Here is a 25,078-nt window from a genome sequence, read left to right as displayed (position 1 = left end):
ATAGTTTAAATGGGATCAGGCTTTCGTCTTCAAAATTTTCGTCTTCATCCTATAAAAGTACTAAGATGTCGCATTTTTAGCCATTTTTGATAAATTCTTCGATCTTTTTTACGGCATGGTGGTAGGATGCTTTGAGCGCGCCCTCTGAGGTTGATAATACGCGGCTCATTTCTTCATAGGGCATCTCGTCATAATACCGCAGGTTGAATACGATCCTTTGCTTTTCGGGCAGTCCTAAGATGGCCCGTTGTAATTTCCACTCCAGTTTATTTGCATCAAACTGGCTATCTGCTTTTAAGGTGTTGCTCAGGCCTGTTTCCACATCTGAAAGGGATACGGATGTGTTCTTTTTTTGTTTTTCCAGGAAGGTGAGGCTCTCATTGGTCGCTATTTTATACAGCCAGGTGTAGAGCTGTGCATCTTCCCGGAATCCTTCCAGGTTCTTCCATACTTTTACGAACACATTCTGGAGTACGTCATTAGCATCATCATGATCTAATACCAGGCGGCGTACATGCCAGTATAACCTTTCCTGGTATTTCTGGATGATGTATGTAAATCCTCTTTCCCTGGTTTCAGGTTCACGGTATAATGCCAATAATGTTTTGTCATCCTGAATAATGCCCATATAAGGTTAAATGGTTTTAATAAAAAAACCATCTATGAGATGGCTTTTTTATTAAAAAGTTTAATGTGAGTCTGCATTATTTTGCTTTCTTTCTGGCGATTGCCTTCTCTGCTGCATTTACGATATGGTCTGCATCCAGGCCATATTTCTTTAACAGTTCGAATGGATTACCGCTTTCACCGAAAGTATCGTTGGTACCGATGTATTCGATTGGAATAGGATTGTTACGCGCAGCCACCTGTGCAATGCTGTCTCCCAGTCCGCCGAGTACGTTATGTTCTTCAGCAGTTACGGCACAGCCGGTTTTGTTGATAGACTTCAGTACTGCTTCTTCATCCAGTGGTTTGATGGTGTGGATGTTGATGATTTCAACGCTGTAACCTCTTTCTTCCAGTATTTTACCGGCTTCAACGGCTATCCAAACCAGGTGACCGCAAGCGAAGAGGCTGATATCAGTTCCTTCGTGGAGGACCTGTGCTTTACCTATTTCGAATTTCTGGTCTACAGCTGTGAAGTTAGGCCATTTTGGACGGCCAAAACGGAGATAAACGGGACCTTCGTAGTCTGCTATAGCCATAGTAGCGGCTTTGGTCTGATTGAAATCGCATGGAACGATAACAGTCATACCTGGCAGCATTTTCATCATACCAATATCTTCGAGGATCTGGTGGGTAGCACCATCTTCTCCCAGTGTTAAACCGGCATGGGAAGCACAGATCTTCACATTTTTACCGGAATAGGCCACGGACTGGCGTATCTGATCGTATACACGACCGGTAGAAAAGTTTGCGAACGTAGTTGTGTATGGAATTTTACCGCCAATGGTTAAACCTGCAGCGATGCCTATCATATTAGCTTCTCCGATGCCGCACTGTACAAAGCGATCAGGAAATTCCTTGATAAAGGCGTTCAGCTTCATAGAGCCGAGCAGGTCAGCCGTTAATGCCACCACGTTTGGATTCTTACGTCCTATCTCCAGGATACCTTCTCCGAATCCTGCGCGGGTTTCCTTCTCATTTAAAGGTTGAATATCTTTTACCATAGCCTTTTAATATTGAATCGTAAAAGTAATAATTAATGTGAGAAAGTTAATTGTTTAATACTCTGTCACGCAATGCAACTTCCCATTGCCAGGCTGTACGCATCATATCTTCTATGCCTGTTTTAGGTTCCCAGCCCAATAATTTCTTAGCGCGGGAGTTATTGGCATAGATAGCGATGACATCTCCCGGACGGCGGGGACCCAGGTCGTAGTTCAGTTTTACGCCGGAGATCTTTTCAAAAGCCTTGATACATTCCAGTACGGTTACCCCGTTACCGGTACCCAGGTTAAAGATTTCGCAGTTGTCTGTGTTACGCTGGTCTATGAGGTATTGCATGGCTTTGGTATGTGCATTGGCGATATCCATTACATAGATATAGTCGCGGATGCAGGAACCATCGCGGGTATCGTAATCGTGTCCGTACACGGTGAGTTTAGGGATTTTTCCTATAGCGGTTTGCGTGATTACGGGTACCAGGTTATCCGGGCGGCCCAGGGGCAGTTCACCGATCAATGCGGAAGGGTGTGCGCCAACCGGGTTGAAATAACGGAGCAAGATGGATTGCGTATCATTTACACGGCTATAGTCTTCTATGATCTGCTCGCCCATTTGTTTGGTACGTGCATAGGGAGACTGTGCTTCTCCTAACGGCGTTTCTTCCACTACCGGCAGTTCTGTAGTGTTGCCATATACAGAGCAGGAAGAAGAGAATACCATGTTAGGGATATTAAACTCCTTCACGCATTTCAAAACGTTTACCAGGGAAGTGAGATTATTCTGGAAATAGAATAAGGGATCTGCTACTGATTCCGGTACGGTTTTCAGTGCTGCAAAGTGGATTACACCAACGATATCACGGTTTTCGTGAAACACAGCATGTGTATCTTCCAGGTTGCACAGATCTACCTTGTAGTTGCGGATCTTTTTGCCAGTTATTTTTTCAACTCCCTCCAGTAATAATGTGCTGCTACGAATATTACTGTCTACAGACACTACATCAAAGCCATTATTGATGAGGTCAACAATCGTATGGGAGCCGATAAAACCACAACCGCCTGTAACGAGAACCTTCATATGTTTTATATTTTTTGAAAAGTTTTAGGATTACAAATTACGGATAACCAATGTCTTTTACAGCTTTTGATCAAGTATTGTTTCCAGATACTGACCGTAGCCGCTTTTCAGTAAAGGTTTAGCCAGTTCTTTTAATTGATCGCGGGTGATGAAGCCCTGGCGGTATGCGATTTCTTCTATACAGGCAATTTTGATTCCCTGTCTTTGTTCTATCACCTGCACAAACTGTGAAGCCTGCATGAGGGAGTCGAAGGTACCTGTGTCCAGCCATGCAGTACCGCGGGGAAGGATGGATACTTTCAGTTTACCGCGTTTCAGGTATTCCCTGTTCACGTCAGTGATCTCGTATTCCCCACGTGGGCTGGGCTGTAGATCAGCCGCTATTTTAATGACTTCGTTATCGTAGAAATAAAGTCCGGGAACAGCATAACTGCTTTTAGGGTGTTCCGGTTTCTCTTCTATGGAAACGGCCTGCATTTGCGCATCAAATTCAACTACACCATAACGTTCCGGATCAGACACCTGGTAAGCATATACGATACCACCATCGGGGTTGATATTGTTGGCCAGCTGGGTACCCAGTCCTGCGCCATAGAATATATTATCACCTAATACAAGAGCAACGCTGTCATCCCCGATAAAATCACGTCCAATCACGAATGCCTGCGCCAGTCCGTTAGGGACAGCCTGTTCTGCGTATACGAGGTTAAGTCCATATTGTTTACCATCTCCAAACAGCCTTTTAAAAGCCGGAAGGTCGTGGGGCGTAGAAATGATCAGGATGTCTTTTATGCCTGCCAGCATTAACGTGGACAGTGGATAATAGATCATCGGCTTATCATACACTGGCATTATCTGCTTGCTGATAGCGTATGTGATCGGGTGCAAGCGTGTTCCGGAACCGCCGGCCAGTATAATACCTTTCATGGTCGATAATTGATATGATTGAAAAAAGTTAAGGGTTTTCCAAAAAACCGTACAAAAATAGGTGCCTGCCGGTTAAAAAAGGAAAAAAATATCAGAAGATGGGAAAAACAGGTGTATATAGTTATTTAACAACATGTTGCTGAGGGAAGAAATAATGTATAAAGCCGGGTGGCAGGCCGGTTTTAAAAAGAGGGAGTATGCTATTAGGAGAGACTAAAGGCTCCGTAAGGAGCCCTGTATTTGTAGAAAACACATTAAAGGATAAAAGCCGGACTCCGTCAGGAGTCTCCTTTCTTCGCCTTTAGGAGACTCCTGACGGAGTCAAATTTGTTCTTTATTACATTATCTACAAACACGGGGCTCCTAACGGAGCCTATTATGTCTTGTTACAAAATGCGTTGTGTTTTGCCTAGAAGAATAAATTGGAGATGAAGTATACCAGGGCGGCTACCAATGCACTGATAGGGATAGTGAGTATCCATGCCCAGAGCAGGCTTACCGTTACCCCCCAACGTACTGCTGACAGACGTTTGGTGGCACCCACACCGATGATTGAACCGGTGATGGTATGTGTGGTACTTACCGGAATACCCAGGGATTCTGTCAGGTAAAGGGTGATAGCACCGGCAGTTTCTGCCGCTACACCTTCCAGTGGGGTTACCTTGGTAATACGGGAGCCCATTGTCTTTACGATTTTCCAGCCACCGCTCATGGTACCCAAACCGATTGCTGCGAAGCAGGAGAAAGGTACCCAGTTGGGCACGTCGGCAATATTATCGATCGTACCATGTGCTACCAGCGCTGCTGCGATGATACCCATTACTTTCTGAGCATCGTTACCGCCATGGGCAAGGCTCAGAGCACCGGATGAAACCAGCTGCAGGCGTTTGAACCAGTTTTCTGCCCGGTAGGGATTGGCCTTGCGGCAGATATTGAGAATGAGTATCGTTATGAGAAAGGCGACGGCCATCCCTATGAAGGGGGCCAGTACGATGAAGTACAGGATAGGCAATACTTTGGCATAGTTGATCACATCAAAGGAACCGTGTGCCGCAGCTACTGCAGACCCGATGAAACCACCAATCAGTGTATGTGAAGAGCTGGAAGGGATACCATACCACCAGGTAAGGAGGTTCCATAAAATGGCAGCTATCAGTCCACAGAGGATCACCCTGAGCGTGATAAACTGTTCAAAAATGGATTTAGCAATGGTATTACCTACTTTGAACTCACCATATACGTATTTGGAAATAAAGAATGCTGCAAAGTTGAACACGGCTGCCCACAATACTGCCTGGAAAGGGGTCAGTACTTTGGTGGAAACTATCGTCGCTATTGAGTTAGCCGCATCATGGAACCCGTTAATATAGTCAAAGATGAATGCCAGTATGATAATGATAACTAGTAAGGTCATTAGAAAGTTGTTTGCGTTGAAAACAGGCTGGCCATATAATTACACAATCTACTGATTATGCGTACTTTATGATAATTGACTCTATCACATTGGCGCAATCTTCACATTTGTCCGTGGCAATTTCCAGTGCCTGGTATATTTCGCGCATTTTAAGCAGCTCTCCTGCATTATTGGCTTCTTTCTCAAACAAATCGGCGATAGCCATGTCATAGATGTCGTCAGCATGGTTTTCCAGGCTGTTGATCCTTACGCAGGCATCTGTAATGATACGCATGTTGGACATGGTACGCAGTTCAGGAATAGCCTTATGTAATTCGAGTGTACCCTGGTGGATGAGATCTGCCAGTTTACGTACACTGTCATTGATATCCACTACTCTGTAAAGATCTAGTCTTTTAGCAGAACCATGGATATAGTCAGCTACGTCATCAAGGGTAGCTGCCAGGTGGTGAATATCTTCACGGTCAAAGGGAGTAATGAAGTTCTGCCCTAATTCCACAAATATGCGGTGTGTAAAATCATCATTCTTATGCTCCAGCCTTTCTATCAGGTGGGTTTTATCCTTGCGTACAGCAGGATCTGTGGATCCTACCAGCTCTATCAGCACTTTTCCCATCTCTACGAGGTTAGCGGCTACATCTTCGAATAATGAATAAAAAACCCGGTCTTTAGGCACAAAAAGTTTGACAAAAGAATTGAAGCCTCCCATACGGTGTAGTTTGAATTTGGCGCAAAAATAGCTTTCCAGGGGCAATACCTCCAAGAAAAAATTATAATTAATGATTCCTTAACACTGTATTAATATAAAAGTAATATAGCATTTTTTCCTTTGCAAAGTAGAATTGACTGCCCATAAAGGATTTATCACCTACAACAATGCAACGTCAACTGCGAACTTTTTTTCATAAAATAAATAACAAAGGACCGGTACATCCGGTTCAATCAAGCTAAAATGTCCGAAAAACGCCCATTAGACATAGTCGTAATCTCCGATGTACATCTCGGAATTTATGGCTGTCACGCAAAGGAATTGATCCAATACCTGGATAGCATTGATCCTAAAGTGCTGATTCTGAACGGAGATATCATCGATATCTGGCAATTCAGCAAACGTTACTTCCCCAAGTCCCATACCAAGGTGATCCGCCGCATTCTGAAAATGACCAGCAAAACGGATGTTTACTACCTGACAGGGAACCATGACGAAGCTTTGCGTAAATACGCAGGTTTCGGACTGGGTAATCTCACGATCGACAATAAACTGATCCTGGAAGTAGATGGCAAAAAACATTGGTTCTTCCATGGAGATGTGTACGACGTTACCATGAAAAACTCCAAATGGCTGGCAAAACTGGGTGGTAAGGGCTACGATCTGCTCATTATCCTCAACCGCCTGGTGAATAATATCCTGGAAAGCATGGGTAAGGAGAAAATGAGTTTCTCCAAAAAAGTAAAGAACGGCGTAAAACAGGCCGTGAAATTTATTTCTGATTTCGAACAGGTAGTGGCTGAAATAGCTGTGGACAAACAATTTGACGTAGTATGCTGCGGACATATCCACCAGCCTATTATTAAAGAAATGCAGCATAATGGCAAGCCAGTCTTGTATCTGAACTCGGGCGACTGGGTAGAGAGTCTTACTTCACTGGAATATACCGCCGGACAATGGAGCTTGTACCAGTATCCGGTTAGCAAAAGCCGCGTAGTATTACCTGAAGAGGAAGAAGATCCTAATCAGCCATGGGGAGATATCTCCAAAGTGATTAGTTTCCCGAATCAGTAGTCTTTACATAACGCATTGATTTAACATATATTTATCAACGGCTTAATATTCCGGTAATAGACATCAGTTAAGTTTGTACAGTTGTTACACAGTTAGTTAGACTGGCAATGCTAATATTTAATTTACAATGAAAGTATTGAAATTACATCCCTTGATGACTATATCCCTATTGCAGATGCAGTTTCAACGATTGCTTTCATGTAATATAGCCGTATATAACATGCGTAACTCAATTGCCAATGCTTTTGATACGCTGCAGGAAGCAGGATTCCCCGAAGAGATTCTGATAGAGTTCCCGATTGATGAAACATTGAGTTTAAGAGAGTTTGAAGAAGAACTGGAAGACAGATTCAACTTTACCCTGGAATTGTGCAATAAGGATAATAAGCCATTCACAAATAAAGGACTGCATCTTTTTCAATTAATCGCTGCCGTTAGTGATCATTATAAAAACGGTAGTGAGTATAATGCACAATTCGATCTTACACTTGAACGATTATTAAATAACAGACAAGGCCCGCAGCCTTCCTGTTAAATGAACGTACCCTTAACCTATATTATGTATATCCTGTGAACCATATCTCCCTTCCCTGAGTTGTTAACTATTTTTTAATTATTCCTTAACAATTAACATTCTGGTAACCTTGTTGTAACAATGCGGTAACACAGCGGCCATACTTTTGTGCCCGTAATCAATCTATATCAACGAACGAATCCAACTTAGAGTGAAACAATCTATTGTCTCCACACTGTTATGTGTATGCCTGTTTCTATGTACTGCACTGCATGCTTCCGTAGCCGATAATGGGAAAATAACCGGAAAGGTAACCGACAAAAAATCGGGTGAAGCGCTGATAGGCGTTACCGTTATCGTACAAGGTACTTCTAATGGGGCTGTAACGGATGTAGAAGGTCATTACACACTGAATGTTGCTCCGGGTACCTATACCCTCGAATTCAAGTACATGGGGTACCAGACAAAAGCTATCAGCGAAGTAGTGGTGAAAGCCGGTACTCCCGTAAGCCTGCCGGTGATCATGGACGAACCACAATCAAAAGAATTGCAGGAAGTAGTGATCAGAGGGTCTTTCAAACAGGAAACCATCAATGCATTATACACTACACAAAAGAACAGCGCTTCCGTATCTGACGGTATCTCTGCCGATGTGATCAAAAAGTCTCCCGACCGCAGCACCGGTGAAGTATTAAAACGCGTAAGCGGTACTACTATCCAGGATAACAAGTTCGTAATTGTACGCGGACTGAGCGACCGTTATAACGCGGCAATGATTGACAATGCCAGCCTGCCAAGTACTGAACCTAACCGTAAGGCATTCTCTTTCGATATCATTCCTGCCAACATGATCGATAACATCGTTATCACCAAGTCGGCTACACCAGACCTGCCGGGCGACTTTGCAGGTGGTGTGATCAATATCCAGACAAAAGAAATTCCGGAACAACATTTCTTCGATATCTCCGTAGGTACAGGATTTAATACTGTAGCTACTTTCCAGCCTTTTAAAACAGGCTATAAAAGCAGTACTGACTTCCTGGGATTTGATAATGGTAAACGTCAGCTGCCTTCCAGCTTCCCTACTACCAACCAGATCATCAATAATCAGTTGACACCTGCACAGCAACAGAATGTTGAAAAGTCTTTGAACAACGATTACAACATCAAAGAAAGGAACGGATTACCTGCCGTGAACCTACAGGCTACCATGGGAGACCACTGGACGACTAAAAAAGATGCCAGCTTAGGTATGATTGCCGCTATCACTTATTCTCACAACGAAACAGTGATGAAAGATGTGACCAGGCATTATGACAACTACGATTATACAGACAATGTATATAAATACTCTTCCAACCTGGGAGCGGTATTAAACTTCGGCTATTCTGCGGGTAAGAATAAGATCGTATGGAAGAACCTGTACAACAGGATCTTTGATGATAACTTCCTTTTCCGTGAAGGCGATAACCTCAGCAGTTCCAAGTACGTTAACTATTATGCTTTTGACCTTATACAGAAATCATTATTCAAAACAGCAGTAGAAGGTGATCATCAGATAGGTGAAGGACAGAGTAAGATCAACTGGTTATTATCTTATAACAAGGTAACGAACAATCAGCCGGATCAGCGTAAAGTATCTTACGGCAGGGCGATTGATAATCCAACTGCTGCAATGGTGGCAGATGTAAGTACCATTGGTAAAGCCAATAACCGGCTGTTCTCTGATCTGAATGAAAATATTTATATCGCTGATGTAAATTATACGCATCCCTTCCGTTTCATGAATAATAAAAGTTCATTAAAGATCGGTGCGTTAGGTCAATACCGTAGCCGTGAATTTCACGCACGTTACATTGGTATGAAACTGGACGAACTGAAAGAAGGTGGAAGTGAAATCGCACAACGTCCGATCGCCACTTTGTATGGTAATGATGCTATCAATGATGGTTATTATCTGCTGGATGATATTACTGCTGATGCAGATCAATATAAAGCCAACACATTAACAGGAGCGGGTTATGCACAGGTTGACAATCGTTTTTCTGATCGTATCCGCCTGGTATGGGGCGTGCGTATGGAATCCTTTAATCTGCAACTGAAATCCCCTGTAAACAATCCTGCTATTAAACTGGATAATACCTGGATAGATTTCCTGCCTTCTGCGAATTTCACTTATTCGCTGAATGAAAGTTCTAACCTGCGTGCTTCTTATTACAGAACAGTTGCTAGACCGGAACTGCGTGAGATTGCACCATTGTCTTACTATGATTATGAAATGTCCTCACTGATCAATGGTAATACCAAACTGGTACGCAGCCAGATCGATAATGCAGATATCCGTTATGAACTGTTCCCTAAAGCAGGCGAAATATTTTCTGCTTCTGTATTCTACAAACACTTCACTAATCCGATAGAAAATAAAGTTACTTCCGCAGGTTTAAGTCAGTATGATATTACTCCATACAACTTTCCAAGTGCCTACAATGTAGGCGCTGAGATAGAGATCCGTAAGAAGCTGGGATTCCTTGCTGAGAACAGTTTCCTGAAGAGTACTACTTTCTATGCGAACCTCGCTTACATCAAATCTGTCGTGCAGGATAATACAATTGTGAATGCGAAGGACAGACCATTATCAGGACAGTCAAATTATGTGATCAATACCAGTTTGTCTTATGCACTGCCTAATGATAAAGTGAGTTTTAACCTGTTGTACAATCGTATCGGACAGCGTTTGTATTTAGTAGGAGAAGGCGGTGGTGCTGATGGTTCCGGTAAACTGGGGAATATTTATGAAAGCCCCCGTGACCTGCTGGATTTCCAGGCTAGTCTGAATATGAGCAGGCATAGCAGTCTTCGTTTAAATGTAAAAGATATACTGAATGCAAAGTACCAGTTCTACTATGATCAGAACGGTAATAACAAATGGGACAACACTACTTTTAAGAAGGGATCCATCAGTACAGGTGAAGATTATCTGTTACAGCAATTCCGCCCTGGCAGCACATTTACACTTACGTATACCTACAGGTTATCTAAATAAGAAATATTTAATATATACATCACAGTTAGTTAACAAATACATCATACGGCGAACTTATTTTTGAATTCTTAAACAATTGAAACATTTCCATGAAAAGGTATTTACTTGGTTTAATCGCGCTTAGTTCTTTAAGCATTCTGTCTTCCTGCAGCAAGGACGATAACAACAACACTGGTGGTAATAATAACGGTACTGACAGCAGTGCATATGTTACACTGAAAGGTGACATCTCTGCTAACCAGACATTATCAGCCAGCAAGAAATATATACTGAACGGTTTTGTGTATGTAAAATCCGGTGTAACCTTAACCATAGAACCAGGTACAACTATCCTGGGAGATAAGGCCACTAAAGGCACACTGGTAGTTTCCCGTGGTGGTAAACTGATGGCAGAAGGTACTGCTGCAAAACCAATCATCTTCACTTCTTCTCAGGCAGCTGGTGCGCGTAGCAGTGGAGACTGGGGTGGTGTGATCCTGTTGGGTAAAGCAAAGGTTAACCCAACTGGTGGTGAAGCTAAGATCGAAGGTGGTCTGGTTGTTCCTGCCGGTGGTGATGAAAAAACCTATATCTGGTACGGTGGTACTGATGATGCTGACAATTCAGGTTCTCTGAAATATATCCGTATCGAGTTTGCAGGTATTGCATATTCTCCGGATAACGAAATCAACGGTTTAACAATGGGTGGTGTTGGTAGTGGTACCAAGATCAGTTATATCCAGGTTTACCGTTCAGGTGATGATGCTTTCGAATGGTTTGGTGGTAGTGTAAACTGCGATCACCTGATTGCTACCTGTTCTAAAGATGATGACTTTGATACTGACAACGGTTTCTCCGGTAAAGTACAATTTGGTGTTGCACAGCGTTACAAAACTATTGCGGACCAATCCGGTTCTAATGGTTTTGAATCAGACAACGATGCAAATGGTTCTGTAAATGCTCCTCAGACTTCTGCTATCTTCTCTAACATGACTATCGTTGGACCATTCCAGAGCGGTAGCAGTGGATCAGTTGATGCTAACTTCCAGCACGCAGCACAGATCCGTCGTAACTCTGCAATGAGCCTTTACAACTCTATCCTGGTTGGTTTCCCGGTTGGTCTTTACATCGATGACAGTAAAGTTGCTGTGCCTTCTGCTACTTCACAGAATGCTATTGATGGTAAACTGGTATTTAAATACAATATCATTGCAGGTTGTACAACTCCGTTTAAAGGTGAGTGGATGACTGCTAATACTGCTGCTTATAATACATGGTTAGCTGCAAGCAGCACAACAACCCAGGCTACTGTTGCAGATGTATTACTGAAAGATCCTTACAAATTCTCTGCTACTGTAGCAACTACTGTAGGTACTCCGAGCTTCCTGCTGGGTACTGGTTCTGTTGCATTAACCGGTGCTAAATTTGATGGTCTTACAGGTTTCACAACTGTAGATTACCGTGGTGCATTTGATGGTACTACTGACTGGACTTCCGGTTGGGCTACTGCAACTGCAGAAACGAACGCTTACTAATAAAGGGAATAGCTAGTACATATAAAAAAGGCTCTCTGCGTATGCAGAGAGCCTTTTTTCGTTACAGCTCCGTCCGGAACCTATTACGTTTGTTGTATATATAGCATTCAACATTGATATAAAATTTAACACTCATAATTGATAAAGTTAATATTGGGGTAACACTCTCTTAACACACGATAGTTATTTTTGATACCTGCGAAAGAGTAAGAAAACCTATAATGCGAACTGGATCTTCTCCCGCACTTTATCGATTCCCGGTAATGTTTTGTTTGTATATCATGCAGCACTTTCCTTTAGAGAGTAAGTATGCCTATGCCGTTTCTGCACTGAAAAGGTTCAGATCTTAACAAAATTTTACCATACATATTCAACAAATCAATCTGTAATTTGTTGATAGTGATACGTATGCGTATGTGTTAACATTAATTTAATATTGTGTTAACATTGGCATAATGTAGCAGGGATAGGTTTGCGTCAAAATTAATAAAGACGTGAATAAGATTTACTCTTCACTCGTGTTATTTGTAAGTATCCTTATACTTTCAACAACCAACTTAAAAGCGCAGATCACTTCTTCCCAACTGACGGGTAAAGTAGTGAGTGCAAAAGGGGAAATGCTTCCCGGGGTTACCGTATTAGCTGTAAATACCAGTACAGGTACCCGTTATGGCGGACAAACAAATGCAGAAGGACGTTATCTGATCAACAACCTGAATCCAGGTGGTCCTTACACCATTACAGTAACTTTTATCGGATATAAAAAAGAAGAAAGGATTAATGTGAACCTGGGATTAGGTAGCACTACCTTTAATTTCCAGTTGGCTGACGAATCTACTGCTTTAAGTGAAGTAGTAGTAAAAGGAAATAACACTGGTAAAGCCGGTGGTTTCCGCGTAGGACAGAACGCTCTGAAAACACTGCCTTCCCTGAACCGCAGTTTTCAGGATTTTACCCGCGCTACTCCTCAGAGTAATAACAACTCCTTCCTGGGTACCAACTACCGTTATAACAACGTAACCCTGGATGGTGCTATTAATAATGATGCGATTGGATTCAGTCCTTCTCTGGGTGGACAGGGTAACACTTCTGGTCAGCCAGGAAGCAGCACCCGTACTAATCCTGTATCTCTGGATGCAGTACAGGACATACAGGTGTTACTGGCTCCTTATGATGTAAAGATCGGTAACTTCTTAGGTGGTAGTATCAATGCGGTTACACGCAGCGGTACCAATGAGTTTCATGGTTCCGTATACGGTTTTGGCCGTAATGCTTCCCTGATCGGTAAGAACAATGCAGGTGACGGTTCCAAACTGCCTTCTGATTTTCATGATTATCAGACAGGTGTTCGTTTAGGTTTCCCTATCATCAAAGACAAACTGTTCTTCTTCACTAACGAAGAGATCACCCGCAGGAATGACCCTGTTATCTTAGGTGCAGGTTCTTCAGATATGAAACTGCTGACCGTAGATCAGGCACAGCAGATCAGACAGCATATGCTGGACCTGGATGTTACTAAAACCGGTAAATATGACCCGGGAACTTATGGTAATACCAGTATCTATTCCAACTCTAATAAGTTCTTCAACCGTTTGGACTGGAATATCAATGATAAACACCAGTTATCTATCCGTAACAATACCATCACTTCACAGGCTACTAACCTGGAACGTGACCAGCAGAACTTCCGTTTCAGCGGTATAGATTACAAACAGGTAAATAACCAGTCATCTACAGTAGCAGAATTGAAAAGCCATTTTTCAAATACTTTATCAAACAGTTTGATTGTTGGTTATTCTAATATTCATGATTACCGTAACCCGACTTCTGATCCTTCTTTACCTCAGATCCAGATCGCTTCTAACGGGGGTACTATCTTCTTAGGTACAGACCGTGAAGCTGCTATCTTTAACATGAAGCAGAAGACGTTTGAATTTACTGATAACGTGAGCATCTTCAAAGGCAGGAACAATATCACTATCGGTACACATAACGAGTTTTACAACATCACTTATGGTTTTGTAAACTCATGGAATGGCCGTGTGGATTATAAAACTATTGCAGACTTCCTGGCAGACAAGCCCAGCCGCGTACGTGGTAACTTTAACTACACTGATAACTCCCGTGATTATATCATGGATAATCCATCAGCTAAGTTCAAGATTGGTTTGTACAGCGTTTACGCACAGGATGAGATCCAGGTATCTGATCGTTTCAAGATCACTCCGGGTATCCGTTTTGACTACACCAACCTGCCTAATAAGCAAGCGTTGAGCGACAAGACTGTAAATGCAACTGAGGACGCAAACTACGGTACTACTTATACTTACACCAAACCTAAAGATATCAGGAACAAATACCTGAACAATGTGCAGATCTCTCCACGTTTAGGATTTAACTTTGATATCAATGGTGATCAGAGCCTGGTATTACGTGGTGGTACCGGTTTATTCACCGGCCGTATTCCTTTCGCATGGTTAGGTTATGCTTATTATAACAATGGTACCAGCTACGGTGCTTATGATAAGAAATTCGGTTATACCAGTGCAACAGATGCTCCTGCAGCAGGTACCAATCCGGTTAATGTAAACAATCAGGGTGCTGCACAGTTTGTTGCAGGACAGGGAGTGAATGTACATGATGCTACCGGTGCTACACAGGTAGACTTAATAGACAACAACTTCAAGATGCCGCAGATGTGGAGAAGCAGCCTGGCATTGGATTATTCTACTCCTGATCAATGGCGCTTTACCCTGGAAGGTATTTATACCAAGACGATTTATGATCTGAAATTCCAGCAGGTGAACCTGGTAGATAATCCTACCTACATGATCTATGATACGCAGAAACAACAGCCTATCTACAGTGGAGCAAAGATCAACTCTAAGTTTACCAATGCTTACCTGTTATCTAATACTAAAGAAGGATACCGTTATGGTATTACCGGTCAGGTTAGCAAAACCTTCAAACTGGGTCTGAATGCATCTGCAGCGTATACTTATGGTCAGTCTAAAGACATCACCAATGGTATCCGTAACTCAATGGAATCTAACTGGCAGTTAAACCAGGCATTGAGCCCGAATAATCCTAAACTGGCTTATTCCAACTTTGATATCCGTCACCGTATCGTAGTGACTGCTAACTACAAAGTTGACTGGATGCACAATGGTCGTTTCGTTGCTAACTTCGCTGCATTCTTTAATACCTCTTCAGGTGTTCCATTCACTTATGGTTTCGTAAATACTACTATACAGGGTACACCACAGCAGGTAAGTTTAGCGTACATTCCAAAGGACCAGGCGGAAGCCCGTCAGTTCTTTACTGCTGCTAACCAGAGCATGGCTGATGCGTTCTTTGCTTATGTAGAAGGTGATAAATACCTGAGCAAACGTAAAGGCCAGTTCACAGAACGTAATGGTGGACGTACTCCATGGAATACACAGGCTGACTTCCGTTTCACACAGGATTTCAACTTTAAGGCTGGTAAGGCTACACACACACTTAGTCTTACTTATGATATCGTGAACCTGACTAACCTGTTGAACAAGAACTGGGGTGTTCAGTACTTCTCACCAAATACATTTAACTCAACTGCAAGCGTAGGTTTAAGTACTGCTACTGCTGGTACTCCTACTGCATATCCGGTGTATACCTGGTCTAACCCTGGTACTCCGTATTCAAAGGATTTCTTTGCAAGCAGACACCAGATGCAGTTAGGTTTAAGATATAGCTTCTAAGTAATTGTTAATACGCTGGTAATGCTGGGATAACAGTGAAGTAATATAGGGAGGTTATCTTTAGCATATCAAATTTGAACGTAAGCGTAGATTTTCATAAGCTGTTTTAATTGACCGTCCCGGGAATACTCCCGGGACGTTTCTTTTTTATATAACAGTATGATTTAATTGATCTTTTTGAACATCTTACTGGCATAACCCTTTTGGGAAATGCCTTTTAGCCAGTCATCCACCCTGATGGCGGAATCACCTGACTTTTGTACCTGAAGATATTGAGAGAGGGAGTCTGTTCCTGTGATAATCAGTTTTACCCCATTACCATCTGCCAGTACTTTATAAACACCTGTGACGTGATGTGCTTTTGCGTCAAATGAGAATTGACCATTGTTCCCGAATACATAAGATGCAGAGTCTGTAGAAGCGATAGCGCTCCATGTAGTATCAGGAAAGGGCATCTTTGCGGAAAGCTGCCACGTGCCTGTCACATCTATAGAGGGGGTAGCCTCTGTATCATTTTTCTCACAGCTGCACAGCAGGAAGAGTAGCAGCAGTGTGGTAGAAAGTGATCTCATGCATATGAGTTTATATATTAGACGTGAAACGGTTGACTATGTTACATCTGGTCGGCGACAAAAAGGGGCAGGTGGTCGATTAGGATAAAACAGGGTGGCCTGAAACTCTAAATGATGGCGCTGTTTTTCGAAGCCTAAACGAATGATATACCGGCTCTGGTTGGGGAGCCGGTATTAATTATTTAAAGGCCCAGTTTTGAAGCGTACTTCTCAGGATTCTTATCAAATACCCGCTTACAGGTCGATGAACAGAAATGAAGGGTATCTTTTTTATAGACACTCCATTCATGATAGGCTGTATCATAAGGCATTCCACAAACTGCATCCGGGAACTTACCGGCTATTGCCGCTGTTTGCGCTGGTTCCGGAGCTTGTTCAGCCGGTTTTGCGGTTTCCGCAGGTATCCCTTTTTTAGGGGCTTCATTACAAGCCGCTAATAATCCTGTCAACAGGCAGATATAGAAAGTTCTTATCATAATACCAGTTTTCAGGCGGTAGCCTCGTTATCTTTAGTAATACGCATTACCAGGGTCCTGAAGTATACTTTCAGGGACATTCCTATCACAACGCCTGCCAGCAGGGCCATGGAAATGATTAGTCCTGTAACGGTCAGTATCATTGCACCCAGTTTGGGTAAATAAGGTAAAGCCAGTCCAACGAGGGCGATAATGAAGATATTACGGATCTCAGTACGATATTGTTTAATAAGGCCGGTCATATTAGCAAGATTTGATCCCAAATTTACGGCAAAAGTTTAAAAACAGGGGGAATCCTTTGATATCTATATAAACGCTATTTTTAACTTATTATGATGGGAAGGGCCAACTTTTTCATCCTTTTAATCTAAAACCACTTGTTATGAAAAAACTCTTTGCCATTTGGTTAGCGATACTGCCAGTATTGTTATATGCCCAGGATACGTCTACTCCGCAATGGCGGCCAGTGTATCATTTTACCCCAGTTAAAAACTGGACGAATGACCCTAATGGGTTGATTTACATTAATGGTATTTATCATCTGTATTATCAGCATAATCCTTTTGAAAACAAATGGGGACATATGAGCTGGGGCCATGCGACCAGTCGCGATTTGTTGCACTGGCAGCACCTGCCGGTGGCTATTCCTGAAAAAGAAGGTAAGGATACCACTACCTGGATATTCTCAGGCTCTGCAGTGCTGGACGCTACTAATACGAGTGGTTTCGGTAAAAATGCGATCGTAGCTATTTACACAGCAGATCAGCCTAAACAGAAAAAGGAGTCCCAGTTTATTGCCTACAGCAATGATGGGGGGCTTACTTATACCAACTACGCAGGTAATCCTGTGATAGATATACAACGGCCGGATTTCCGTGATCCCAGTGTGATAAGGGTCGGAGATAAATGGGTAATGACGGTGGCTGTGCCCGATGACAGAAAAGTACAGTTTTATGGGTCTGCTGATTTAAAGAAGTGGGAATTGTTGAGTGAGTTCAGTAAACAGGGGGATAACCGTAAGATATGGGAATGCCCTTCCTTGACTCCGATTTTCGTGGATGGGGATAGTACTAAGAAGAAATGGTTGCTGATGGTATCTTCCGGGAATCCCGATGCAGCGACCGGTATGCAATATTTTACCGGAGATTTTGACGGGAAGACGTTTAAGAATGATAATCCGGCGGATGTGCAGTTGTTTGTTGATTATGGGACAACTTTTTATGCGGCTATCCCTTATAATAATCTGCCGGGACATACACAGACCATGCTGGGCTGGTTGATGCCATTTGAAACCGGGACTTATCCCTGGAGAGGACAGATGTCTATTCCAAGGGATTTAATGCTGAAGACAACGTCTTCAGGCATTCGTTTATATCAACAACCCGCTGCTGTGTTGAATGCATCTCTTGATAAATTACCTGCGGCTAAGAAAGTATTTAAGAAGAATGTTACGGTTAGTGGTGAGCTTGCATTGAAGGGGATCAATAGTAATAGTTACTGGATAGATGCCACTTTTACACCGGGTACGGCATCTTCTTTTGGATTTGTTGTGGCAGGTGAAAAAATCGGATATGATATAGCAAGCAAAAATCTATATATCAGTACGCGTGTAAGTAGTACAAAAGTAAACAGAAAGGATACAGGGGCAGTATCAGGGGAGAAGATAAGAATACAGGTACTGTTTGATAAATCGTCTCTGGAAGTATTTGTGAATGGGGGAGAGATGGTATATACTACTTTATTGTTCCCGGGTAAAGATGATACAGGGATTAGTATTTATGCAGACAGGGGGAATGTGAAAGTAGATTCTCTCAGAATATGGGACCTTGGTAAGTGATTGAAGAGCTTTTGATAAGGACTATCTTACGTTTATCCTACGTTGAAAGACGTAGGATAAACGTAAGATAGTCCTTATCAAAAGCCGTTTTGTTCCTGTTTACTACCAGATTACAACACGCGCGCTATCCGGAAGTACCATTTTGCTGTCAGGACCACAGCCCCAAGCTTCAGCAAATTCTTTCAGATGAGGCAGCGGGCCGTTAATACGGTTTCTTGCAGGAGAGTGAGGATCTGTCTGAACCTGGTTACGCAGGGCAGCTTCTGTACTGTTACCATGCCATACCTGACCCCAGCCCAGGAAGAAACGTTGTTTCCAGTTATATCCATCAATAGGTTTTGGTTCCGGTTTACCTTTCAGTGATTTTACCAGTGCATAGTAAGCAAGGGTAATACCGCCTAAGTCGGCAGTGTTTTCACCGATGGTGAGCGCACCATTGATATGGAAACCAGGTAATACTTCGATACCATCAAAGTAACGGATGTACTTATTAGACAGGGCCATAAAGTTTTTACGGTCTGCGTCTGTCCACCAGTTCTTGAGGTTACCATCAGCATCGAACTGTGAACCCTGGTCGTCAAAACCATGAGTGAACTCATGACCTATTACCGCAATGATACCACCGTAGTTGATCGCGTCATCCGCATTGGCATTGAAGAAAGGAGGTTGCAGGATCCCTGCAGGGAATACCACTTCATTGTTCAGCGGATTGTAATAGGCATTCACGGTCTGAGGTGTCATACCCCATTCGGTCTTGTCTACCGGTTTGCCTATTTTATCCAATGTTTCTTTATGTGTGAAGTGACTGGCAGAAACAATGTTTTCTATCAGCGTACCTGGTTTGATATCGATGGTAGAGTAGTCTTTCCATTTATCAGGATAACCGATCTTGTAGGTGAAGGAAGCCAGTTTTTTGTGGGCCATCTTCTTGGTAGAATCGCTCATCCAGGTAAGACCATCTACTCTTTCGCCGTACACCGTACGAACGTTTTCGATCATTTCAGATACTTTCTGTTTGGAGCTTTCCGGGAAATATTGCTTTACAAAGAGTTTTCCCAGCGGCATACCCATGATGCCGTCTGTAGCGCGGATAGAGCGTTCCAGGCGGGGTTTCTGTGCTTTGGTACCGTGCATAACGGTGGCAAAGAAATGGAAGTTTTCGCTGTCTATTGGTTTAGGCAGGTAACTGGCGAAATGAGAGAGTGTCTGCCAGCGCATCCATGTTTTCAGTGTTTCCAGCGGAGTGCTTTTTAACAGGGCGGCAACGCCTTTTACGTAGGGCTTGTCCTGGATGATCAGGGTATCCGGTTTGATGCCCTGGATATCGGAATAAGTATCCCAGTCGTAATCCGGTGCCAGTGTTTTCAGCTCGCTGAAAGGAGCTTTGTTGTAAGTTTTAACGGGGTCGCGCAACTGTACGTTTGTCAGTTGCAGTTTAGCCATTTTGGTTTCGAATTCCAGGATGGTAGCACCCGGGTTCGCATCTTTGAAACCGGCCTGGGTAAATTGTTTGTCGACGTGTTTAACGAATTCGTTACGTACGTCTTTGGTACTGGAATCCTGTCTTTCGTAATAACTTTTTTCCCCCAGACTAAGTCCGTCCTGGCCTTCATACACCGCATTCATTTTACTGTTGCGGGCATCGGCGTCTACGCCAAAGCCAAAAGCACCGGAGATACCGATGTTCTGTAATTCTCCTGAAACCTTTGCGTAATCGGCAAATGATTTGATGGCATTGATCTTATCGAGATAAGGTTGCAATGGGGTAATACCCAGTTTCTCAATGGTAGCAGTGTCCAGGAAAGAGCGGTAAAAGTCGGAGATCTGTTGTTCTTCGGTACCTTTTTTCAGGTCTTTCTTGTCTGCCAGCGAAAGGATGATGCCTTTGAGGCGAACTTCCTTGTTTTGTTTGTCCAGTACATTAAAGGCGCCCCAGCGGCTTTCTGTAGAAGGGATGGGATTGTTCTTCTTCCAGTTGCCATTTACAAATCCGTCAAAGTCATCACAGGGTTTAACTGTGGAATCAATTGAACTTAATTCAAAGGCTGGTATTTTGGTTGAATCCGCCCCTGCCTGCGTGGTGGTGTTGGTGTTGCAGGCCGTCATCAGAGTAACGGCAGCCAGCAACGGGAGTTGTAACTTCATAAATTAAACAGGTTTATTTTATGAAGATAGCTAAAACAGGGCATCTACGGCGTTTGAGGGAGCGGGTTTTTGACAAACGGTGTTTTGCAGGGGCTGACAGTGGGTGGTTTGCCTACTGTTTAGTAGGTTTGTAGTGTGTTAAAACGGAATTGCATGACATTTAGCTTTAAAATATTCAGAGCGCTTACCAGTATCAACTTATTTTTCTCGGGATTCTTTTTGATGATGTTATTAATGACATTATTATCAGGGGCTGTACAGGTACTGGCATTTTTAATTTTGATAGGCGCTGTATTCATTCACTCCATCCTTTCCCTGTACCTGCAAAAGAGCCTGATGGACAAGTCCATCTCCCTGAAGGAAAGTACGCCAACGGGTATCTGGATCATGGGTGCTTTTGCCCTTATTTATGCAGGCATACTTCTTGTCACCTGCTACGTCGTAATTGCTTATCATGATACCGTGATGGCAGAAATGTGGAAACAGATGGGGCAACTGACAGAAGAACAAAAGAAACAGATTACACCGGCAGTGCTGAACAGTACCATGAATGTGATCATAGGATTCTTTGGCATATTCGGACTGATGATCATCGGCAATACTTTCCTGTCGTTCAACTTTTTAAACAAGTGGAAGAACAGGGATAATACAACCGACATTGATATTAACCTGGAAAGTTAAATTTTAATCATGGAACCATTAGCAGAGCGGTTAAGACCGGAGACATTGGACGAGCTGGTGGGACAGGAACACCTGACCGGTAAGGATAGTATTCTGCGCACGGCCATTCAGCAGGGCAAGATACCTTCTATGATCCTGTGGGGACCACCAGGCGTAGGGAAAACCACTATCGCTAATATTATCGCACATACACTGGAAGTGCCTTTCTATACACTGAGCGCTATTTCCGCAGGTGTAAAGGAAGTGCGTGAAGTAATAGAGGTAGCCCGTAAGCAGGGGCATGCGGTATTATTCATAGATGAGATACACCGCTTCAATAAGTCGCAGCAGGATGCCTTGCTGGGGGCTGTAGAAAAGGGGATCATCACACTCATAGGCGCTACTACGGAAAACCCTTCTTTTGAGGTGAATGCAGCGTTATTGTCGCGTAGCCAGGTGTATGTACTCAAACCATTGGGTGAGAAAGAGCTGTTGCTGTTACTGCACCAGGCAATGGAAAAAGACGAATGGCTGGGGAGTAAGAAAATAGAACTGAAAGAGACAACGGCATTATTTAATATCTCAGGGGGAGATGCCCGTAAATTGCTAAACCTCTTTGAACTGGTAGCTAATACCCTGCAAAAGGAATATCCTATCGTGGTCACTGATCAGAAGGTAATGGATATTGCCCAGCAGAGAGTGGCTATTTATGATAAGTCCGGGGAACAGCATTATGATATTATTTCGGCGTTTATAAAATCAGTACGGGGCAGTGATCCTAATGCAGCGGTGTATTATTTAGCGCGAATGATAGAAGGAGGGGAAGATGTGAAATTCATTGCCCGCCGTTTGGTGATACTGGCATCTGAAGATATCGGGAATGCCAATCCTAATGCACTGTTGCTGGCAACCAGTTGTTTCCAGGCCGTGACGATGATCGGTTACCCTGAAGCAAGGATCATCTTATCTCAGTGTACTACTTATCTTGCGTCTTCTCCCAAGAGTAATGCATCTTATATGGCGATTAATAACGCAATGTCCGTTGTTGCTAAAACAGGAGATCTATCTGTACCGATGCATATACGTAATGCACCTACGAAGATGATGAAAGATATGGGTTATCATAAGGGATATGAGTATTCACATGATCATGAGAATAATTTCTCTGCACAGGAGTATTTACCCGATGAGATCAGAGGAGCGAAGTTGTATGATCCCGGAAGAAATCCCAGAGAGGATGATTTGAGGAAGTATTTAAAAGCATTGTGGAAAGAGAAGTATAATTATTGAATGGATGCAGGACGAAGCCCTGCATCCAAAAATCATTTATCGGAATCTTTTTTCTGTAGGATCTCAAATGTTACCTGCACCTCTTCTCCTTCTTCATCTACTAATGTGAGTGTGTGCTTACCTGCAGCAGGCCGTAAAGCCATCTGGTGAAATTCTGAGGTAGTACCGATGTATGTATTATCCAGATGCCAGTAGATCTTTGCATTGGTATTCCGGTGTGTAGCCGTAAATATCGCCTCTCCCATTGATCCGTCTATTTCTACCGGTACATAAATCCTTGCACCCTGGCGTGGATAGATGATCTCCATCGGCGCTTTATCCTGGTTCAATGTAGCCAGGCATTCCTGTTTGTAAGGAGGAAGCGGCTGGTAGTTATGTTTGGAGCGATAATAAAATTCCATCGCAGGCGGCAATACAAACCAGGGAACATGTTGCATCTGAGAAGGTTGTTCACAGTTAGCTGTTACCCGCCATTGCCCGGTATGGTCCAGATGTACCAGTTGGTGATATGGACAGAGGCCGCTACGCAAGCCGTTTACAGGTACCCATAATGAATCTTTCTCCGGACAGATATCACTGGCGCGGAAACCAGTTTGCCTGCATACTTCTACTTTACGCAGTTTGCTGTAGGGCGTATTGAACCAGCCCTCTGTATGTAATAAACGGAATACGTCAAACATCACCGGTGCCGCCGTAGATACGCCTACCAGTCCCGGACGGCCTTCTCCATCTGCATTACCTACCCATATGCCTACTATATACTGAGGGGTTACACCTATCGCCCAACCATCGCGGAAACCAAAGCTGGTACCTGTTTTCCAGGCTATACGCTGGGTAGAGGAGAACTGCTGCCAGAGTAGTTCCTCACCGGGGCGCATCACTTCTTCCATTGCCTGGAAGGTATACCAGATAGCGCCTGCATCCAGCACGCCATAAGGACCAGGCGTATATTTAGAGACACGTTTTAATCCATCCTGGTAATTTGGCGGATGAATATCGTCCAGGTCGTATTTACCATTGTACTGGTCCATGTGTAACAGTGTACGGGCCATACTGGCATACATGCCTGTCATTTCCCAGAGAGTGGTTTCTCCTCCTCCTAATATTAATGACAGGCCGTAGTGATCCGCAGGTTGTATGAGGGTTGTGATGCCCATTTTCTTCAGCAGTGCATGGAACCGTTCGTAACGGTATTGCTGCAACATACGTACTGCGGGAATATTTAAAGAGCGTGACAGTGCTTTGCTGGCAGGTACCGCACCATCATATCCGAGGTCGAAATTCTGAGGACTGTAACCTGCTATCTGAGTGGGGATGTCCGGTACCAGTGTGTGCGGCAACAGCATACCATCATTGAGCATAGCGGCATACAACACGGGTTTTAATGTACTGCCCGGACTACGGGGAGCCTGGATCACATCTACATGGCTTTCCATCTCCGGGTTTTCCGGATGATAGATATTGCCTACGTAGGCGAGAGTGTTACCGGTTTCCACATCCAGTACGATGGCGGCAGCATTGTTGATGCCATTGGATTTGTAAATATTATGATAACGTTCTACAATGCCGGTGACGTTCCTTTGTAAAGCAGCGTCTAAAGTAGTTTTGATACGCGTGCTGCCTTCTTTATGATCGCGTCTGAAGCGGTCTAATAAATGCGGTGCATCCTGTGGTAATGCTTTGGGCTGATCGGGCAGAGGTTCCAGTTTGGATAACTGGCAGGTGATGCTGTCGATCACATTTGTATGATATAACCTGTTGAGGAGCTGATTACGTTTAGTGAGCAGCATCTGCCTGTTACGGCCGGGATGCACCAGCGCCGGACTGTTAGGTAATACTGCCAGCGCCGCTGTTTCTCCCCAGGACAACTGCGTTGCACCGCGACCGTAATACCGCCAGGAAGCAGCTTCCAGTCCTACGACGTTACCACCGAAAGGCGCATTGCCTGCATACAGGGATAGTATCTTTTTTTTGGAACAGGAGAATTCCAGTCGGGTTGCCAGCACTGCTTCTATCAGTTTTTGCCATATCGTACGTGGTTTATTACGCGACAGGCGAATGACCTGCATCGTTAGCGTACTACCTCCGCTGATTACTTTCTGTTGTTTGAAGTTTTGCCGGAATGCCCTGCTTAATGCCAGTATATCTACCCCCCAGTGATAATAAAAACGTTTGTCTTCGTAGGCAACAATACATTTTGCGAATTTATCAGGCACTGGTTTATCTACCGGAAAACGCCATTGTCCGTCCGTAGCAATGGTAGCGCTTAACAGTTCGCCGTTGCTGTCTTCTATCACAAAGGAAGTAGGGGCCGTAAAGAGGCGGGAAGGCAGGCAGCAGGCATATAGTAATAGTAAAAAAGTGGCAGCTGACAGCCACCACTTTTTACGTAATATCCATTTCTTTAATCTTAGCCACATA

At 43.5% G+C, this 25,078-nt stretch carries 19 protein-coding genes; 8 read left to right on the top strand and 11 right to left on the bottom strand.

Annotated features, from left to right (window positions below; all coding sequences use genetic code 11):
• Positions 1-76: 76 nt before the first annotated feature.
• The 6 genes from GO495_RS30435 to GO495_RS30410 all read right to left on the bottom strand — a co-directional run bounded on the left by GO495_RS30435 (position 77) and on the right by GO495_RS30410 (position 5,795).
• On the bottom strand, positions 77-628 hold the full coding sequence (locus GO495_RS30435; RefSeq protein ID WP_157303730.1) for an RNA polymerase sigma factor: 552 nt from the start codon (positions 626-628) through the stop codon (positions 77-79).
• A gap of 76 nt (positions 629-704) precedes the next feature.
• Positions 705-1,670, bottom strand: coding sequence for a transketolase family protein (locus GO495_RS30430; protein WP_157303729.1), 966 nt, complete (start codon positions 1,668-1,670; stop codon positions 705-707).
• A 46-nt stretch (positions 1,671-1,716) separates the two neighbouring features.
• Positions 1,717-2,745 carry a UDP-glucose 4-epimerase GalE gene (gene galE, locus GO495_RS30425; protein ID WP_157303728.1) on the bottom strand — a complete coding sequence of 343 codons (1,029 nt, stop codon included), beginning with the start codon at positions 2,743-2,745 and terminating at the stop codon, positions 1,717-1,719.
• A gap of 57 nt (positions 2,746-2,802) precedes the next feature.
• Positions 2,803-3,672, bottom strand: coding sequence for a glucose-1-phosphate thymidylyltransferase RfbA (gene rfbA / locus GO495_RS30420; protein WP_157303727.1), 870 nt, complete (start codon positions 3,670-3,672; stop codon positions 2,803-2,805).
• A gap of 409 nt (positions 3,673-4,081) precedes the next feature.
• Positions 4,082-5,086 (bottom strand): inorganic phosphate transporter, encoded by a 1,005-nt coding sequence (locus GO495_RS30415; RefSeq protein ID WP_157303726.1) that lies wholly within the window; start codon positions 5,084-5,086, stop codon positions 4,082-4,084.
• Positions 5,087-5,141: 55 nt separating this feature from the next.
• Positions 5,142-5,795 carry a DUF47 domain-containing protein gene (locus GO495_RS30410; protein WP_089780752.1) on the bottom strand — a complete coding sequence of 218 codons (654 nt, stop codon included), beginning with the start codon at positions 5,793-5,795 and terminating at the stop codon, positions 5,142-5,144.
• Positions 5,796-6,038: 243 nt separating this feature from the next.
• Here GO495_RS30410 and GO495_RS30405 point away from each other — a divergent pair, with 243 nt between their 5' ends.
• The 5 genes from GO495_RS30405 (at position 6,039) to GO495_RS30385 (ending at position 15,677) form a co-directional block, all read left to right on the top strand.
• The gene (locus tag GO495_RS30405) at positions 6,039-6,869 is read left to right on the top strand and encodes a UDP-2,3-diacylglucosamine diphosphatase (RefSeq protein ID WP_157303725.1); all 831 of its coding nucleotides are present in this window, start codon (positions 6,039-6,041) and stop codon (positions 6,867-6,869) included.
• A 220-nt stretch (positions 6,870-7,089) separates the two neighbouring features.
• Positions 7,090-7,404, top strand: a complete 315-nt coding sequence (locus GO495_RS30400; protein ID WP_157303724.1) for a hypothetical protein — start codon at positions 7,090-7,092, stop codon at positions 7,402-7,404.
• Positions 7,405-7,594: 190 nt separating this feature from the next.
• Positions 7,595-10,426, top strand: coding sequence for a TonB-dependent receptor domain-containing protein (locus GO495_RS30395; RefSeq protein ID WP_157303723.1), 2,832 nt, complete (start codon positions 7,595-7,597; stop codon positions 10,424-10,426).
• A gap of 89 nt (positions 10,427-10,515) precedes the next feature.
• Positions 10,516-11,940, top strand: coding sequence for a hypothetical protein (locus GO495_RS30390; RefSeq protein ID WP_157303722.1), 1,425 nt, complete (start codon positions 10,516-10,518; stop codon positions 11,938-11,940).
• A gap of 494 nt (positions 11,941-12,434) precedes the next feature.
• Positions 12,435-15,677, top strand: coding sequence for a TonB-dependent receptor (locus tag GO495_RS30385; protein WP_338075488.1), 3,243 nt, complete (start codon positions 12,435-12,437; stop codon positions 15,675-15,677).
• A gap of 164 nt (positions 15,678-15,841) precedes the next feature.
• Here the strand turns inward: GO495_RS30385 and GO495_RS30380 are convergent, their stop codons facing one another.
• From GO495_RS30380 to GO495_RS30370, 3 genes are all read right to left on the bottom strand, one after another.
• Positions 15,842-16,249 carry a hypothetical protein gene (locus GO495_RS30380; RefSeq protein ID WP_157303721.1) on the bottom strand — a complete coding sequence of 136 codons (408 nt, stop codon included), beginning with the start codon at positions 16,247-16,249 and terminating at the stop codon, positions 15,842-15,844.
• A gap of 182 nt (positions 16,250-16,431) precedes the next feature.
• On the bottom strand, positions 16,432-16,725 hold the full coding sequence (locus GO495_RS30375; RefSeq protein ID WP_157303720.1) for a YHS domain-containing protein: 294 nt from the start codon (positions 16,723-16,725) through the stop codon (positions 16,432-16,434).
• A gap of 11 nt (positions 16,726-16,736) precedes the next feature.
• Positions 16,737-16,967, bottom strand: coding sequence for a hypothetical protein (locus GO495_RS30370; protein ID WP_157303719.1), 231 nt, complete (start codon positions 16,965-16,967; stop codon positions 16,737-16,739).
• A gap of 140 nt (positions 16,968-17,107) precedes the next feature.
• On the opposite strand from GO495_RS30370, the gene GO495_RS30365 reads away from it, so the two are divergent.
• Positions 17,108-18,562: a glycoside hydrolase family 32 protein gene (locus tag GO495_RS30365; protein ID WP_157303718.1), complete on the top strand. Its 1,455-nt coding sequence runs from the start codon at positions 17,108-17,110 to the stop codon at positions 18,560-18,562.
• A 102-nt stretch (positions 18,563-18,664) separates the two neighbouring features.
• Here GO495_RS30365 and GO495_RS30360 read toward each other — a convergent pair whose 3' ends face one another.
• On the bottom strand, positions 18,665-20,707 hold the full coding sequence (locus tag GO495_RS30360) for a M13 family metallopeptidase (RefSeq protein ID WP_157303717.1): 2,043 nt from the start codon (positions 20,705-20,707) through the stop codon (positions 18,665-18,667).
• Between the two features lie 153 nt (positions 20,708-20,860).
• Between GO495_RS30360 and GO495_RS30355 the strand changes: the two genes are divergently transcribed.
• Together GO495_RS30355 and GO495_RS30350 are read left to right on the top strand one after the other, a co-directional pair.
• Complete coding sequence (locus tag GO495_RS30355; RefSeq protein WP_157303716.1) at positions 20,861-21,388, top strand: hypothetical protein; 528 nt, start codon at positions 20,861-20,863, stop codon at positions 21,386-21,388.
• A gap of 9 nt (positions 21,389-21,397) precedes the next feature.
• On the top strand, positions 21,398-22,657 hold the full coding sequence (locus GO495_RS30350; RefSeq protein WP_157303715.1) for a replication-associated recombination protein A: 1,260 nt from the start codon (positions 21,398-21,400) through the stop codon (positions 22,655-22,657).
• 32 nt (positions 22,658-22,689) lie between these two features.
• Here GO495_RS30350 and pbpC read toward each other — a convergent pair whose 3' ends face one another.
• Positions 22,690-25,077 (bottom strand): penicillin-binding protein 1C, encoded by a 2,388-nt coding sequence (gene pbpC / locus GO495_RS30345; RefSeq protein ID WP_157303714.1) that lies wholly within the window; start codon positions 25,075-25,077, stop codon positions 22,690-22,692.
• Position 25,078: the final 1 nt, after the last annotated feature.

Source organism: Chitinophaga oryziterrae, from assembly GCF_009758125.1.
GTDB lineage: Bacteria > Bacteroidota > Bacteroidia > Chitinophagales > Chitinophagaceae > Chitinophaga > Chitinophaga oryziterrae.
The sequence above is the reverse complement of the archived record's forward strand: the minus strand, read 5'-3'. Positions and strand labels throughout refer to the sequence as shown.